At 38.0% G+C, this 16,665-nt stretch carries 16 protein-coding genes; 6 read left to right on the top strand and 10 right to left on the bottom strand.

The window, feature by feature from the left end; translation table 11 throughout:
• Positions 1–49 precede the first annotated feature (49 nt).
• Both AC623_RS02415 and AC623_RS02410 read left to right on the top strand, forming a co-directional pair.
• Positions 50–1,249 (top strand): NupC/NupG family nucleoside CNT transporter, encoded by a 1,200-nt coding sequence (locus AC623_RS02415; protein ID WP_049660209.1) that lies wholly within the window; start codon positions 50–52, stop codon positions 1,247–1,249.
• 29 nt (positions 1,250–1,278) lie between these two features.
• Positions 1,279–1,794 carry a cupin domain-containing protein gene (locus tag AC623_RS02410; protein WP_049660207.1) on the top strand — a complete coding sequence of 172 codons (516 nt, stop codon included), beginning with the start codon at positions 1,279–1,281 and terminating at the stop codon, positions 1,792–1,794.
• A 54-nt stretch (positions 1,795–1,848) separates the two neighbouring features.
• On the opposite strand, the gene AC623_RS02405 is transcribed toward AC623_RS02410, so the two are convergent.
• The 9 genes from AC623_RS02405 to AC623_RS02360 all read right to left on the bottom strand — a co-directional run bounded on the left by AC623_RS02405 (position 1,849) and on the right by AC623_RS02360 (position 11,233).
• The gene (locus AC623_RS02405; RefSeq protein WP_049660203.1) at positions 1,849–2,121 is read right to left on the bottom strand and encodes a hypothetical protein; all 273 of its coding nucleotides are present in this window, start codon (positions 2,119–2,121) and stop codon (positions 1,849–1,851) included.
• A gap of 96 nt (positions 2,122–2,217) precedes the next feature.
• Positions 2,218–3,189: a polysaccharide deacetylase family protein gene (locus AC623_RS02400; protein ID WP_082174509.1), complete on the bottom strand. Its 972-nt coding sequence runs from the start codon at positions 3,187–3,189 to the stop codon at positions 2,218–2,220.
• A gap of 128 nt (positions 3,190–3,317) precedes the next feature.
• The gene (locus tag AC623_RS02395) at positions 3,318–4,232 is read right to left on the bottom strand and encodes a glycosyltransferase (protein WP_049660201.1); all 915 of its coding nucleotides are present in this window, start codon (positions 4,230–4,232) and stop codon (positions 3,318–3,320) included.
• A 7-nt stretch (positions 4,233–4,239) separates the two neighbouring features.
• Positions 4,240–5,454, bottom strand: coding sequence for an O-antigen ligase family protein (locus AC623_RS02390; RefSeq protein WP_049660199.1), 1,215 nt, complete (start codon positions 5,452–5,454; stop codon positions 4,240–4,242).
• Positions 5,455–5,561: 107 nt separating this feature from the next.
• Positions 5,562–6,335, bottom strand: a complete 774-nt coding sequence (locus tag AC623_RS02385) for a tyrosine-protein phosphatase (protein ID WP_049660197.1) — start codon at positions 6,333–6,335, stop codon at positions 5,562–5,564.
• 98 nt (positions 6,336–6,433) lie between these two features.
• Positions 6,434–7,141 (bottom strand): CpsD/CapB family tyrosine-protein kinase, encoded by a 708-nt coding sequence (locus AC623_RS02380; RefSeq protein ID WP_049660196.1) that lies wholly within the window; start codon positions 7,139–7,141, stop codon positions 6,434–6,436.
• Positions 7,131–7,865, bottom strand: coding sequence for a YveK family protein (locus AC623_RS02375; protein ID WP_049660194.1), 735 nt, complete (start codon positions 7,863–7,865; stop codon positions 7,131–7,133). Before AC623_RS02375 ends, AC623_RS02380 begins: the two co-directional genes overlap by 11 nt.
• Before the next feature lie 391 nt (positions 7,866–8,256).
• Positions 8,257–9,645, bottom strand: a complete 1,389-nt coding sequence (locus tag AC623_RS02365; protein ID WP_049660188.1) for a sugar transferase — start codon at positions 9,643–9,645, stop codon at positions 8,257–8,259.
• A 151-nt stretch (positions 9,646–9,796) separates the two neighbouring features.
• The gene (locus AC623_RS02360) at positions 9,797–11,233 is read right to left on the bottom strand and encodes an oligosaccharide flippase family protein (protein WP_049660187.1); all 1,437 of its coding nucleotides are present in this window, start codon (positions 11,231–11,233) and stop codon (positions 9,797–9,799) included.
• Positions 11,234–11,563: 330 nt separating this feature from the next.
• Here AC623_RS02360 and AC623_RS02355 point away from each other — a divergent pair, with 330 nt between their 5' ends.
• The 4 genes from AC623_RS02355 (at position 11,564) to AC623_RS02340 (ending at position 16,241) form a co-directional block, all read left to right on the top strand.
• The gene (locus AC623_RS02355; RefSeq protein ID WP_049660185.1) at positions 11,564–12,475 is read left to right on the top strand and encodes an NAD-dependent epimerase/dehydratase family protein; all 912 of its coding nucleotides are present in this window, start codon (positions 11,564–11,566) and stop codon (positions 12,473–12,475) included.
• 63 nt (positions 12,476–12,538) lie between these two features.
• Complete coding sequence (locus tag AC623_RS02350; protein ID WP_049660182.1) at positions 12,539–13,381, top strand: peptidoglycan bridge formation glycyltransferase FemA/FemB family protein; 843 nt, start codon at positions 12,539–12,541, stop codon at positions 13,379–13,381.
• A 34-nt stretch (positions 13,382–13,415) separates the two neighbouring features.
• Positions 13,416–14,549, top strand: coding sequence for a glycosyltransferase family 4 protein (locus AC623_RS02345; RefSeq protein ID WP_049660179.1), 1,134 nt, complete (start codon positions 13,416–13,418; stop codon positions 14,547–14,549).
• Between the two features lie 408 nt (positions 14,550–14,957).
• The gene (locus AC623_RS02340; protein ID WP_049660176.1) at positions 14,958–16,241 is read left to right on the top strand and encodes an Nramp family divalent metal transporter; all 1,284 of its coding nucleotides are present in this window, start codon (positions 14,958–14,960) and stop codon (positions 16,239–16,241) included.
• A gap of 67 nt (positions 16,242–16,308) precedes the next feature.
• Here AC623_RS02340 and AC623_RS02335 read toward each other — a convergent pair whose 3' ends face one another.
• Positions 16,309–16,647 carry a YusW family protein gene (locus AC623_RS02335; protein WP_049660174.1) on the bottom strand — a complete coding sequence of 113 codons (339 nt, stop codon included), beginning with the start codon at positions 16,645–16,647 and terminating at the stop codon, positions 16,309–16,311.
• Positions 16,648–16,665: the final 18 nt, after the last annotated feature.

Below are 16,665 nucleotides of genomic sequence, written 5' to 3'. Positions count from 1 at the left end.
TTTAGGCATCGAAGAAATACACACACTTATTAATAAAAGGAGTAAAAAAATGTATTTTATTATTAATGTAGTTGGAATTTTGGTGGTATTAGGCCTTGCTTATCTCTTTTCACTTAATCGGGCGAAGATAAATGTTAAGCCAATTATCATATTGTTCGTCCTGCAGTTGGCCGTTACTTGGTTTATGCTGTCGACTAATATCGGCGGAAAGAGCATTACATTAATTTCTGATTTTTTTCTGTGGCTCATCAATAGCTCTATGGTCGGAGTCAATTTTGTATTTGGAAGCTTGGCGCCTATTGATAGTTCAGCCTTCACTTTTTTCATGAACGTCCTAATGCCAATTATTTTTGTCGTGACGTTTTTTGATATCTTAACTTACTTCGGGATTTTACCGTTCATCATCAACGGAATCGGCTGGTTCTTTTCTAAATTCACTAAAACTCCCCGCTTTGAAAGCTTTTATTCGATTCAGGTCATGTTTTTAGGAAACAACGAAGCATTGGCCGTTACCCGTGAACAAATAAATAAAATGAATAACACTAGACTATTAACGATCTCGATGATTAGCATGTCTTGTGTAAGTGCAGCCATGCTTGGCGGTTACTTGCAGCTTTTGGATGCAAAGTATGTTTTAACGGCTATCCCATTAAATGCCATTGGGGCCTTAATGATTACCTCACTGTTAAACCCTTATACAGTTTCAAAAGAAGAAGATATTGTCTACGCTCCCTCTAAAACAGAAAAAGGAAATTTCTTTGATGTGATTTCAAATAGTATGTTAACCGGAGGAAAGCTGGCTCTAATCATTGCGGTGATGCTTATCGGCTTCGTCTCGCTGATCACCGCTGCCAACAGTGCATTAGGACTCATTCATAGCCAGCTCTCACTTGAAAACATTTTTGCTGTGATTTTTTCTCCGTTAAGCTTCTTAATGGGAGTTGAATGGCCTCATGTCTTTAAAGTGGCTCAATTTATGGGAGAAAAATTAGCAGCGAATGAATTTATTGCGATGACTCATTTAAAACCTGTACTTGCAACGTTAAATGCTCATACAGAAGCTGTTATTTCAGCCTTTCTTATTTCTTTTTGTAACTTCCCGACTATCGGGATCATCCTCGGCAGTATCCGTTCGCTCTTCGGGGAAGAGAGAACGGCTTTTATCGCCAATAATACATGGCGGCTATTATTTAGTGGTATTCTAGTCTCTAGCTTAACTGCGATGATCATAGGATTATTCGTTTGGTAATGAGACAACAACAGGAGGTTCATTGTACTATGACTGAATGGCAATCATTTGTTTCAAAGTTGGGACTTGCTCCTCACCCAGAAGGAGGCTATTACAGAAGCACATTTGCATCCGGGGAGCAAATCACCGATAAGGAATTAAGCGTTCATTTCGAAGGGCAGCGAAAGCTTTATACGAGCATTTATTTTCTCCTGACATCCAATGATGTTTCCCACTTTCATCGTTTAAAGTCTGATGAATTATGGTATTTTCATGCTGGAAGTCCTTTAACCATTCATATCATTCATGAAAATGGAGAATATGAAGAAATTAAATTAGGCATTCATTTAGAAAAAGGGGAAGTTCCACAGGCGCTTGTGCCGAAAAACGCTATTTTCGGTTCATCCGTGATGGAAGAAGATACGTATTCTTTAGTCGGCTGTATGGTTTCACCAGGGTTCGACTTTACAGACTTTGAATTATTTACTCAAGACAAACTTTTGCAGCAATATCCTGAACACAAGGATATTATTGTGAAACTAGCCTACGAAAAAATTCCAGAGTAACAATGAAAGGACGGTTTCTCCTTTATGGAGAAACCGTCCTTTCATGTTGTCTGCCTAAGACGAATGGTTTGGCTTCAGCTGATCGAACTGCTGCTTGTTTCGATTCAATTGCTCTTGAAGCCGGTGAATCGGTTCAATTTGTTCGCTTTTTTCAAGAGCGTTCGCTAAAGCATCCTCTGCTTGATTGATCGTATTTTGCGCTTGCTGAATCGCCTGCTCTGAAGGGTTTGATTGCGCCTGGCCCATGGCGGCTATGACATTATCTACCGAATTGCGCAATTGTGAAATTACATTTTCATTTTTCCAGCTGGCTTTTGTATGATCCATCGTAAAGACCTCCCTCTTGGCTTCTACTAGTGATATGTCCTTACTATGGCAATCTACCTTCTCGTTTATACATAAGAATAGCCTATAGAAAAATTTTCAACTTATTGGTGTAAGATCTTTAATAAGCGGGAACATATTCCTCTTACTGCCTGATCGTTTAGCAATTAGCTTAGCTACTTCACTCATATGTAAGCTTCTCATTTCATACTTTTGTTGCAGATACCGATAGTGATCTAAAATTCCCCTTAAAAAGTCCATATTCTCATCTATATTTTTTCCGAAGTTGTGCGGATGCCACCATAAATGAAATATTTTATGATCTTTTGCTGCCTGAGTTAAGCTGTCAGTAATTCTTTTTAAACGCAAAGGCTCCAGCGCTTTTAATGAGGACGAAAAAGGACGCAAGAATCGGCTTGATGGAATATTTATAATCGGACATCGCTCTAGATTAGCAGCACAATAGATATGATGTCCGGTTAAATTGATATATGAGTCAGCTAATCTAACCAATTTCTTAGCAAAGGTCTGATTGCGTTTGAACGGGCTTGCCTCATATACTGAATGAGACTCATTGCCCCTAAAAGCAATAATTCCATGTTTCTTGCATAAAGCTAAGTATGATTTATTTACCTGATTGCGTGGGAAAATAAGAGTATTCAGCGTGTGATTATACTTTTTTGCTATACAAATAGCTGCTTTTAAATCTGCTTCAAATTCTTCTAAGCTTTGGCCTGACTCAAGACAGTAATAATGAGAAAACGTATGGGTTCCTAATTCCTGATTAGGACTCGCAACAATTTTTTCAATAAGAGACGGTGCGAAATACAGCGGTGTCTCTGCCTCATTCCGACCGATTGACAAGAGCTTTCCATAAGGAGAAAAATTTTCAGATGTATAATTCGGCTTGACAGATGGAAGATCATCCATCAATTCTTCTTTTGAATGAAAGAAGAGAAATCCCACCGTTGCCCAAGTCGCATGAATACCATATTCTTCGAAAATGTCCAGAATTCTAGGAAGCGCTTCATGCACTCCAAGTAAATTTTCCCGGTATTCATCAACGTCCATTACATCATGGATACCCCAATAAAGCTCAAAATCAAGAGAAATGACAAGTGTGCCATGCAAATTCACGATCTACACCCCATCCCTATTAATTTTCCACTTAAATATAATTGATAAGTTCTCTAATATAGCTAATCCTGGCATACCACCCTATTCAAATACTGAATAATTCCAGATTCTTCAATTATTTTCTCCCATCTATAGTTAGTAACGTCCACTTGTTGATGATCGAAATTATTTATAGAGTGCATATTAAAGTTATCTAGATTTTCATTAATTTTAAATATTTTAATGTTATTTTTCTTTTCAAAGCATTGCACCCATTGATAATCTGTAGTTACCACTTTTAATCCCATGGCAAAATATTCAATAAGTTTAGTCGAGGTTTGCAAATTAAAAGGATAACTATCCGGTATATAATTAATCCCATAAATTGCTTTTGAAGCTAAGGAGGATACGTGTCTATACGCTATACGGCCCGTAAATATGATATTCGAACACTGCTTGAACTCCTGATAAATGTCATCTGGGGGCTGACCAATCAAAAGTATGGTTTGTTTTTTCAGCTTGTATTTAAAATAATTTAATAAATTGTAGGTTTTTCTTTCTTTTGATATGACCCCTACGTAAGTAAAATCATATTCTTTCTTCGCTTTCTCTGCTACAAAAAAACTTTCATGTACGCCCATGTCCCTATACAAATAGGGAGTACTTTCAGAAAAATTATATTTTTCCCTCACTTGATGATTAAGAAATATTCTTAAATTTGGTTGAATATTTAAATGCTTCTTTAGAAAATCTTTTAAAGGTGCATATTTGCCAACAGACAAGGAGTTATATTCGTGTATAATAATTTGATTTTGATTAAGCCGTCGCAATTTATCTATTCCCATGAAAGTCCACAATACTTTAAAATCGTGCAGATCTCTTTCTCCAATGTCGTTGATATCATGAAAATTGAATGGAGAGTTCTTATTAAAATACTCTTTATAAGCAGGAACTTCCGGTAAATAAGCTTTATTTTTGTGAATAAGTAAAACATCCATAAACTCCTCACCTCCTATTCAAAAGCACCCATTGTTTTTCTTCTGATTCTTTCGGAATATAAATTAATCCTAATAAAATCCCTAATATTTGAGGAATATAAGATACACCGCCAATATTGTGAGTAGTAAAATTCATTATGACCAATATACAAATCAACACGAAAAAAAATGGGTTGTACTTAATTTTTAATATGGATTTGAATACAGCAATCATAAAAATGACTACATATAAACAAAAAACCACCAAACCATTTACCATTAAAAAGTCTAAAAAGGAATTATGAGAAGATTGCACATAATAACCTGCAACTTCTACTTCAATTTTATTGGTGCCAATGCCTGTCAAAAGGCTATGGGAAACTCTTCTCCAGATCTCTCCCCAAATCTCTAGCCTCCCAGTACTGCCTCTCTCAGCATCAAAAATATTGTTGTATAAAATACTGTTAGCATAGATGAAATTTTTTAAAAGCGGGTAAAAGGCTATAAGAGAGACTCCCGTTAACACTGTTAATACCTTCAATAATTTGGAGCCTAATAATAAGATTAATAGGAATAAACATATGATTACTGCCAACATAGAAGCTCTAGAAGATAAAATAATCAGATTAAAAAAGTTTATTATAAAAAAGAGAGCATAAATAATCTTCAGCCGACGTTTTATAAACAGCATATAAAGACATAAAACGCTGCTTATTGAAACAACCGCTCCCTGGTAATTTGAGTCAATGAGTGGGTGAATATAGAGAAATTGAGCAGTTTGTAAAGAAGGAATATTTAAAGAGCCGCCGGTCATGATAATGGAATATATAAGCGTATATATACTTAAGCATAGCCCTGTGTAGATTAACAGGTGTAAAAACTTCATTTCCATCTTTGCCTTTAATATAAACCAGGGTACGAACAAACAACTGTAAAAAAAACTAATTGGATAAAACATTAGTTTTAATGTGCTGACAGCGTCTAAGTCTCCTCTTATACTGTTGATCAGTTGAATGAAAATAATCACATACAAGAGTGCAATAATTATAACTTGTTGATGAATTAAATATTTAAACTCTTGTTTGGACGTATCCTTCATTAATAAAAAACAGAATACTCCCATAACCAAGGCTATGATAGAATAAGAAATCATTTGTACGATAGGCTGAACATAGCTTAAGAGTCCTAAAAGAAGGATGAGACAAATAAAAGAAAACTTCACGTTTTTTAATAAAACATGCATATTGATCTACCCACTTGTTTAGTCATTGGATTTTTTCAGACTCTGCAAAAAAGTCTGTTTTGTCACCTAAGAAATAATCTGAAGGGAACGAATCAGCAACGATATCATTATTTAAAATAAGCCCAAAAACTTTTTTTAATGCTGATCCTCTCTGGCGGCTCTTTGTGGATATGCTGACCGTTCACAATCCGCTCAGCGTTTTCTTGAAAGTAATGCACAAAGTCAGTCCCTGCTTTTTTTTGTAAGCGTTCATATGCTTTTGCCATGTGAAAACCACGGCTGCTTACATTATGAGCATCTGATGAAACAAAGTGTGTTAAATTAGCCTCAATAAGCTTGTCTGTGAATCGTTGGATCTTCTTTCCGAATCGCCCCGCATAGGAGGCCGCGGTAATTTGTGTAGCGGCTCCGTTTTTTACAAGCCTGTATAACTTATCTGGGTATTGAATGAACTCTTTGTTTCGTTCCGGGTGAGCAATGATGGGGATGATGCCTTTCATTTGAATATCAAAAAACAGCTGTTCTGTGTATCGGGGAACGTAATTAGAGGGAAACTCGATCAAAAGATACAATGGGTTTCCACCAAGCGTCAACAACTCTTCATTTCCTAAATCTCTGATTATTTCTCCGTAAATGCGGATTTCCTGACCAGGCAGAATTTGAACATTTATACCTGCTGACTTTAACTCCTTATTTAAAACGGCTGTACTGGCTGTGACTGCTTTCTTCACGTTATAAAACGATTCATTTTTATGATGAGGGGTAGCCACAATTGTTGTAATCCCTTCTTTCTCCGCCTCTTCCGCCATCGTTAAACTCTCTTCTAGTGTTGCCGGCCCATCATCCAAACCTGGTAATATGTGACAATGAAGATCGATCACTTTATCGTCTCCTCCTGCGATTATTATGACTTATAGTAAATTTGTGAAACTACTGGTAAACGCGGCTGTTGCCTCCTTCTAAAACGCTGTTTTAAATTTCACTCATCACTATCGTAATAATAATTCGATTTACTCATCTTCTTATTATTGAGGATGGTCCCAATTATTTTTGCTTGAACTGATTGCAAAAGCTCTTTTGCTTTTAAAGCATCGTTAATTTCTGTTTTTTCGCTATTAATAACCATCACTGTACCATCGCACCGGTTCGCCAATATTTGGGCATCAGTAACAGCCAGCAGTGGCGGGGTATCAAAAATCACTATATCAAAATTTTCGCAGGCCTCTTCCAAACAATCATCCATTGCTTTCGAACCAAGCAGCTCAGCGGGATTCGGCGGAATTGGTCCAGAGGTTAAGACAAGTAAAAAAGGAATATCTGTTTCATTTACTGTTTGAGAAAGCTCCATTTGTTTTGTCAATACATTCGTTAAACCATTATAGTTTGCTAAGTTAAAAGTGTAATGGACTGTAGGCTTGCGCATATCCGCGTCAATTAATAAGACTCTTTTTTCTTGCTGTGCAAATGCAACAGCAAGATTCCCAGCAACTGTTGATTTCCCCTCACCGGGACCGGCGGAAGTGATCATCAGAGAGCGAACAGACTGGTCTGCACTGGAGAAGGAAATGCTTGTGCGTATGGACCGGTATTGTTCGGAGATCGGCGACTTTGGGTTAGTTTGAACGATTAGTTTTCTCAAAGCTGAACCTCGCGCTGCCTTTTTCCTCTCTTTTCTTCTAAGCCTCACTGCGTTCACCTCCTGCCGCGATTTTATTTGTCTCTAACATAGCTTCTTGAACAGTAATTGGTGCTACGCTTCCAAGCACGGATAACCCCAGTAAGCGTTCTACATCCTGTTCCGTTTTGATTGTGTTATCTAAATATTCCCGCAAAAAAGCTACTCCTATACCTGCCATTAAGCCAATAATAAATGCAATAAGGATGTTTAATAATGGCTGCGGCTTCACAGGCGAAATGCCTTTCGTTGCTTCCGCTTTTGCCAGAATGCTGACATTGTCTACGTTCATAATGTTGACAATGTCTTCTTGAAAAACTGCAGCTATCTCATTAGCAATCGCTGCAGCTTGCTTTGGATCAGGATCTTCAACAGATACATTGACCACTTGAGAATCCTTTTCGTTTTGTACGGTAATTTTATTGCTCAACTTTTTTACCGTTAATTTTAAGTTCAAGTTGTCTGCTACTTTTTCCAAAATTACCGGGCTTTTAATAATTACATTGTACGTATTAATTAATTGGAGATTTGCCTGAACTTCCATCGGATTATAAGGCTGCTGATCCGTCTTTGTCTGATTAATAAGTAGTTGCGTTGTTGACTGGTAAATCGGTGTAAGAACAAAGTAACTAATGATGGCGCTAGCTAGAGCAGATACAAAGGCAATACATAAAAGCAACTTTAAATGTTTGCGGAGCGTGCCTACTAAATCATGCAGAGTAATGGTTTCGTCCATGGTCTCCTCCCAATAGTAGATGATTCGCGTTTCTATTATTATATTTAGTACCGGAATCCGAAAATTGGCTCCCGATTATTCTAAACGCTAGCAAAATCCTTAAAATAGATGTTGAGCATTAGTAAGTATGAGGAAAATAGCCTTACTGATGCATGAGACATACTAACTATTGAATTTTATGCAAGACTGCTGTGTATCTATGCACAAGAATCGCCAAAATACCTGTGACAAGCAGATTTACTATAATGATGGAGCTTGGCGTATCAATAACCAGTAATTTTATGCTTATAGCAGGGGAGAAAATAATCTTTAAAGAAGAAATGACTTGAAGGATTTCCTCCATAATCTTTTCTTTAAAGAGAGCTCTGCACATGCTTGCTAGTCTTTGTACTTATTGGCCTACAGCCTTATTTTCTCTTAACAATTGTAATAACTGTTCCTCCCGCTGTTCATTCTTCTCTTCTACACCTTCAGCTTGCTCCCTTTGGATCATTACCCGGATGGTCTGGAGGAAAATTTTAATATCCAACGTCAGTGAATAATGGCGGATATACATTAAATCGAATCGCAGCTTATCCTCAACAGTAGTGTTGTATTTCGCCATTACTTGTGCCAGACCAGTTACACCTGGTTTTACAGTCAATCTCTGAGTATAATTGGTTACCTCCTGAGTGAATTGATCAATAAAAAACTTTCTTTCAGGTCTCGGTCCAACTAAACTCATTTCTCCCTTAAGAACATTGAATAGTTGCGGCAATTCATCTAGACGCGTGGACCGAATCATCCTGCCGATTCTTGTGACTCGCGGATCATCTACTGTTGCCAATATGGGGCCTGTGTTTTTCTCCGCATCTTGTACCATACTTCTGAATTTATAAATTTGATAGGGTTCTTCATCCCTTCCAATGCGCTCTTGCTTAAAGAGAGCCGGCCCCCTAGAAGTTAGTGGAATCAGTATCCATAAGAAAATAATAATGGGACTAGCAATCATTAATAGAATTGTAGCTGCCATAAGGTCGAACCCCCGTTTAACTGCACGCTGAATTAAACTAAACTTCGCTGGTCGGATAGAGAATACAAGCATGTCATCCACTTGCTGAACCCCAGACCCCTGGACAAATATTTCGAAAAGTTCAGGTACAATGAGTACCTCCTTTCCATGCTCATTACATAAACCGATAAGTTCGCTTTTTTGCTTTTTTTCTATTGTAGGACTAATAAGCACAATATCCGTCTCTTTTAAACGATTGTGCAGTTTATGATTTTTACTTAAAGTCAGAAAGCTGCTGATGATGAACCATCCTTTATTATGAGAAAGCACTTTATCAGCTAAAAATAAACCAATTTTTTCATTTTCAGCAATAATTAACACTTTCTTCTTTCCATATATGGTTCTCGCAGTTTGCCAAATGGAGAAACGACTTACAATAAGCAGAATTGTTTGAACAACAAAAGCAAGCATAACCGCTTTTAATGAAAAAATGGAATGGGAATAAAAATTGGCAGCTCCTATAGTTAAAATGGTAAATATCCCGATTGATAGCACAATGGTATATACAATCTGGCGAAAGTTTGTTCTTTTCCAATCTGTATAAAGGTTAAACAAATAGAAAATCAGAAAAAACATTCCTGAAATCCAAGGGGCTATGTTTATGTATTGAGCATGGATGAAAGAGTTATACAAGATCGAATATGCAATTAAATAGCCCAGATGAACAAGAGCAAGATCGGATAAAATGAGCATGGTCTTACAAACACGACCTTCAACGCTGCTAATCATTAACATTCCTCTTTTCTATTTTGTTATTTGGCTTTACTCCACATTAAGCGGCAGAAAAGCCTTTGCTAGGAAGGAAATATGCACTTGAATGCTATACAGAAAAGCTGCCATGATATAGTTTCTTTTGGCTGGTCATCTTTTTTCTCGTATCCTATCCTCTTTTTTTAAAATGCAGCTTTTTAAGCATAATACTTATTAGTTTGTGTGATAATTCTCTATCTGAGGCAGCAAAAAAGAGAAGGCATAGCAAATGGAGAATGGCAGCCAGAAATGGCCACTTAGAAAAAAAGTATGTAATAACAACGAATATAAGGGCGAAAAAAGAGAGGTAAGGAAGCAAAGCTTTTTTAGCTATTGTTACTCTTGCCGGATTTAATAACCAGAAACCGGCTAAAGAAAGAAGCTCAATAGCTGCTCCTGCGAAAGCCGCTCCTGTGACCCCATACTTCTGACTGAAAAAAGTGTAAAGTCCTATTCCGCCTACTACAGCCATAGCCTGAACAATTGTTCGTCGGGATTGCAAGTTTCTTGTCGTCATCCCATCAGCCAAAGCTATATTGATGCTCTGCAATAAAAGCAAAAAAGATAAAATTCGCAGGCCAATAGACGCTGATAGCCATTTGTCACCAAATAGGACACTGATGATAATTTCCGGCATGTAATATAATGGAACCATCATTGTTACACCTAGTAATGCCATTATTTTTAGTTGTGTAAGATTTAACTGTAAATGCTCTGTCGCTCCCTTGCCGTTATAGCTTTTAAATAAAGCCGGATAAAAGGCTCCTGCCAATACACCCGGAATTTGATATAAAGCGGAAGGAATGCGATAAGCTACAGCAAACAAGCCAACTTGTTTCAAGGTTAGGGTCTTTTCCAACAAAATTGGCCCTAACTGAGGCAGAATAACGATCAGTAAGCCACTTATAATAAAGGGCACTATATTCTTTAACAGCCCTTTATGAAAAGCGCTTCTAAAGCGTATAGTGACCCTCATAGCGGTTAAGCATAATCCTCCTATTCCTGCTAGTAAATAAGAGCTCCCATACAAGAAGCAGATGACATTTGGCTCCATTGAAAAAGTCATACCTAAGCAAATAAAAATGATCAAAAGTGAAGCGGAGCTGATTCGAATGAACCCTAGATATTGCATTTCCTCTGTTAATTGAAAATAAGTAACGCTGATGCCCTGCATAGCCAGTCCTGTTACCATAGGAAAAATCAAGCAATACATCATTCGTATTAGTTCTGTGCTCCCCTGATAGAGCAATTGAATAAGAAAGAAACCCCCAATCAACGTTATTCCTAACAGCGCAAGCCTGATTTTGATATACGAAGAAATAACGGCAGGCACACTTACCCCTCTCTTTGCTCCTTCCCGAAGTGCTGCTACACTTATTCCAGTGTCAGTGAAATAGCCCATAATTAGAGCAAAAGCAAGTGCAACACTAAACATTCCATAGCTTTGAGACCCAAGATAACTCGCTAAAATCACAAGTGAGAGAGCATTCAGCCCACTAGAAAAAGCCGTGCTATAAAATAAATGAAATACGTTTTTACTAATAGAGTTTTTTCTTTCAGCTCCCATCTCTCATCACCTGAATAGCACCTTTCTTTTTTCTTATATTACGAACAGACCTTTAGTCATCTTTACTCTCATAAAAAGATAAAAATGCTATCTTTTTTGAAATAAAACAATAAGAACATTTGTGTATATGCTGTAACAACCGATCAATACACCCATAACTTTTTACATTAATTGAAACAACTTCCTTTAAGTAACTATATATATTTCTACCCGTTCCCACAAAACTAACCAGGACCATTTATCCTTATTTCATGTCATTCCTCCTATGCGTGATGCATACAATTTATCCGAAGTACATTTCAACTAGACAATACGAATGGGGGAGTCTGTTTGAAGACATTAGTCACGGGAGGAGCCGGTTTTATTGGTTCACATATTGTGGATTTATTAATCGAGAAAGGGTTTGAAGTCGTTATTATTGACTCGCTCATCGGGGAATCGAAACATGTAAATGAGAAAGCTAAAATGTATCAACTAGACATCCTAGATCCTCAATTGGAGGAAGTTTTTGAACATGAAAAACCTGATTATGTTTTTCATCTGGCAGCCCAAATAGATGTGAAGCAATCAATGAACGATCCTGTCTATGATGCAAATATTAATATTATCGGAACACTATTGTTGCTCAAGATCTGTATGAAATATAACATTAGCAAATTCATCTATTCCTCCTCGTCCGCCGTATATGGAACTGTCGGAATGTCCGACAGCCAGGAAGACCTTCGTGTACACCCTATATCTTTCTATGGCCTTTCCAAAAGTGTCTCTGAAACTTATCTTCAACTTTTTTCACAAATATATGGACTTAACTATACAATTCTTCGCTATTCTAACGTCTATGGTGATCGGCAAAGCTTTAAATCAGAAGGTGGGGTAGTACCTACTTTTATTCATTCCCTGCTTAACAATCAGCCTCCTGTTATTTTGGGCTCCGGTTTACAGACACGGGATTTTATTTACGTTAAAGATGTTGCTGCTGCCAATATAGCAGCCTTATCAAAAGCTGATAGGCAGGTATTAAACATCTCAAACTTTTCTAGCATTTCGATTAATGAACTGTGTAACGAACTTAAATTATTAATGGATAAAGACTTAGATCCTATTTATAAAAGAGAACGGCCAGGGGATATTTTGCACAGCCTTCTTAATAATGAAAAAGCTAAACAGCAGCTTGAATGGAGTCCTACATATTCATTAAAGGAGGGATTAATAAAAACAATACATTACTATAAAACCACATAATCCAACAAACCCTTCTGCTTTCTCGCTTACAGTCTCAATGAAAAAGATATAAGGAGTGTCAAAATGCTTACTATTCTCTATAAGCGCATGTTTTTTCAATTTGTGGAAACATTTAGCAACAAATCAGGAGCTATCGTAGAGGCAGGAGATCTTCACCTTCATTCCTGTCTCCAAGTTTCTGGAGCGCAAAAACCCTTACTTTCTGATGAGAAAACCCCTTTCATTTTACACAGAACCTTCAGGACTCTTGTTATAGATTTATGGAAGGAAGAAAATGATATTTTTTATGATTTTCACAAGAACACACGATACAAAATAAATAGGGCTATCAGAGAAGGATTAACTTATTCCGAACTTAGCAATCCTACTGACCAAGACATTAAAGAATTTGCTCAATTTTTTAATAAATTTGCAAAAGCGAAGAAAATTCCTCCTTGTCTTCCCGATAAACTCCAAGCACTGCGTGATAAAAATTCTTTCGTCATTGCCGCGGTAAAGCATGAGAATAAACCACTCTGTTATCATGGTTATATTTTTGATGGGCAAAGGGCCATCATGCTCTATTCTGCTTCTTTGCGAGCAGATAAGGATTCTTCTGAACGAAACTTAATTGGGCGTGCTAATCGCCTTCTGCATTGGAAAGCCATCCTTTCCTTTAAAGAAAAAGGCGGCAGATGGTACGACTTTTGCGGCTTGTCCCTTGATTCGAATGACAAGGAAGGCCAAGGTATTAACCGATTTAAAAAAGGCTTTGGTGGATTTGAAGCGGATGAGTTTAAATCCTACGCAGGAAAAAGTTTACTAGGCAAACTCATTATTCTCTATTCCCATTTAAAATGGAAAAACAAACCAGAATACATCCGTGCTGGTCAATTATACAAATCCAAAGCAGCGAATTATGAATGAACAGAATATCATCAGATTGACGGGGGGAGATAGTATGTTAAATCAACCTAAAAAGATAGCCTTTATTGCTACTGTTTACCGGCACTTAGAGGCATTCCATCTGCCATTTATCCATCTTTTAAAGGAAAAAGGCTACGAAGTGCATGCTATCTCCCGCCCAGATCATGGCAAAGACGGTTTAGTAAGAGAAAAGATTCCCTGCCACGATATTGCTTTTCATAGAAATCCATTTCATCCATCTAACGTATCTGCCTTGCATCGCCTTTATCAATTATTAAAACAACAAAACTACCAAATGGTGCACGTTCATACTCCCGTAGGCGGTATACTTGGCCGGCTTGCCGCCTGGAAAACAACGGTGCCCAGCATTATTTATACAGCACACGGCTTTCACTTTTATAAAGGCGGAAAAGTGTTCAATTGGTTGTTTTATCCGATTGAAAAATACTTTGCAAAAATGACTGACTCATTAATTACTATTAACAAAGAAGACTTTAACCGCGCTCGCTGTTTCCCTGTAAAAAAACAAGTACTTTACATTCCCGGGGTTGGGATGGATACAAGCGCCTTTCAATTCCAGAATGAATCGGATATAAGAAAGGAAAAGCGCATAGAGCTTGGCTTTGCTGATCAGGATTTTGTGCTAATTTGCGTGGCAGAGATTAACAAAAACAAAAACCAAATCCAGCTTCTCCGGGCGATTGAAAGTCTAAAAGACCGCTACCCCTTCCTAAAGTGTCTTATTGTAGGAGAAGGAAGAGGTGAAACAAAATTAAGAAAAAAGGCCTCCAAACTGCTTTTGGAGGAGAGAATTAAGTTTTGCGGCTTTCGTCGAGATATTCCAGAGCTGTTGATTTCATCAGATGTTTTGTGTCTCCTGTCAAAGCGCGAAGGCTTACCAAAGGCTATCATGGAGGGTCTAGCTGCCAAAAAGCCTATCATCGCTACGGACATACGCGGAAACAGAGACTTAGTTTTACATGAGTCCAATGGTTTTTTAGTGCCCGTAAACGACATTACTAGTACAGCTTCTTCTATTTCTAAATTAATTGATGATCCTTTTCTGAAAGCCACAATGGGGAAGAAAAGCAAGGAACTTTCCAAAAACTATGATTTACAGGTAATCCTTCCGCAAATGGAAAGAGTGTACGAGCACTCTCTACTGTAAAATCAATCCTTCCTCATTTAAGGTTATAAAAGGAACTCTCTAAATAAAAGTAAGAGACCCCTTCGCAAGAGGAACTCTCTTTTTCTAAATAGCCAGTTGCCGGTATCGTACCAGCGACTGGTTATTTTTATTTATACAAATGAGGCAAATACAACCCTTCATGATTTATTGTGAAATCGCTAAGTCTGGATAACACACTCCAACCAGTTGCCGGTCGGCTTTAGCTTACGATTTTGAACTAACGGGTATCTATTCCATGGCCATTTCTTTTTCACTGCAGCTTTGACTAACGATTTGCAAATAAAATAATTTACATTTCTTAATTTATTGCATAAAATAATCATAAGATTTTTACCTAAGGAAACTTTATTGGCATGTACTTACAATTAGGCAGGGAGGAAAGATAAATTGACTTACAAAGACAACGAGACGAAAGTAAATAAAACAACTCTATCTGCCGAAGCTGTACTACGGGGTGAAGCGAAAGGCATTCGAAAAATACTCCCCTTCCTCGGTCCAGCTTTTATTGCCGCTGTTGCTTATATCGATCCAGGAAACTTTGCGACGAACATTACAGCGGGTTCCAAATACGGCTATCTGCTTTTATGGGTTATTGCTGTTTCCAATTTAATGGCTGTTCTCATTCAGTCATTATCGGCTAAACTGGGGATTGCTACTGGAAAAAACTTGCCTGAAGTCGCGCGTGACCGCTTTCCAAAGGGAGTATCGATTTTTTTATGGATCCAAAGTGAACTTGTCATCATTGCCACCGATCTTGCTGAATTTATCGGTGCCGCGTTAGGCTTGTATTTGCTTTTTGATATTCCAATGGTGCCAGCAGCACTCATTACAGCAGCAGGGTCCTTTGCTATATTGGAATTGCAGCGCCGGGGATACCGGCCGCTCGAGACGGGCATTGCTGCGATGGTGATGATGGTTGTGCTCGCCTTTGCTTTTCAAACGTTTTTGGCTAAGCCGGATATAAGCGAAGTGTTAGGCGGCATGCTCGTACCTAAGTTTGAAGACGTAAATTCGATTGTACTCGCTGCCGGTATTCTTGGTGCTACTGTTATGCCACATGCTATTTATCTTCACTCTTCACTGACACAAAGTCGGATCGTCGGCAGAAATGAAGAAGAAAAACGGAAAATATTTAAATTTGAGTTCATTGATATTGTGATTGCAATGATCATTGCCGGAGCGATTAACATGTGTATGTTGATCGTCGCTGCCGCCTTATTTTCTAAAAAAGGAATGGTTGTAGAAGATTTAGATGTGGCATTCCATGGCTTTCATGATTATATCGGTCCAGCCGCTGCTATTTCTTTCGGACTCGGATTATTAATCGCCGGTTTGTCGAGCTCGGCAGTTGGTACATTAACTGGGGATGTTGTCATGCAGGGGTTTATTCGCAGGCACATTAACCTTTACCTGCGAAGATTCATTACAGTCATTCCCCCGCTCGCCATCATTATATCGGGTGTAAACCCTACAGGAGCTCTCGTTATGAGCCAGGTCATTCTTTCATTCGGAATTGCCTTTGCGCTCATCCCGCTCATTATGTTTACGAGCAATCGAACCATCATGGGCGGACTTGTTAACCATAAAGCTACTACTGTTGCTGCCTGGGCGATTGCTATACTCGTTATTATGCTGAACCTCTTCTTATTAGTTGAAACATTAGGCGGGTAAAACCTATACTAAAAAGCCCTTTCAATGACGAAAGGGCTTTTCCGTATCTGTAGATCAGGCAAACCTTTTACTTCTTATCCTCAAATTCAAGTTTTGAACCATCTTTAAACATGATTTCAATTTCGATTTTTTTATAATTGGCCGGCAAATGGAATGCTTGAAGAGCTTTTCTAATCGCTTGTCGTTTAGGAGTTTTACGCTTAATAGCCATCCTTTTCAGTCGCGGGTACAGAAGTTTAAAGGCTTCTGTACCCTCAATCTCCACTCCATTTAATTCGTCTTCAATTTTTACCTCAATGGCACCTTTTTCATTCCGTTCAATCTCTGCCTCGTACTCTTTGCCGCCTTCATAGGATATTTCCAATTCAAACTCCCTGTAGCCTAAGTCTGCCATTTTCCCTTTCATACCGTCACTCCCGCTGTT

Source organism: Bacillus sp. FJAT-27231 (assembly GCF_001183975.1).
GTDB lineage: Bacteria > Bacillota > Bacilli > Bacillales > Domibacillaceae > Pseudobacillus > Pseudobacillus wudalianchiensis.
Note: the sequence above shows the minus strand (reverse complement) of the source record. Positions and strands in the feature narration are given on the sequence as shown.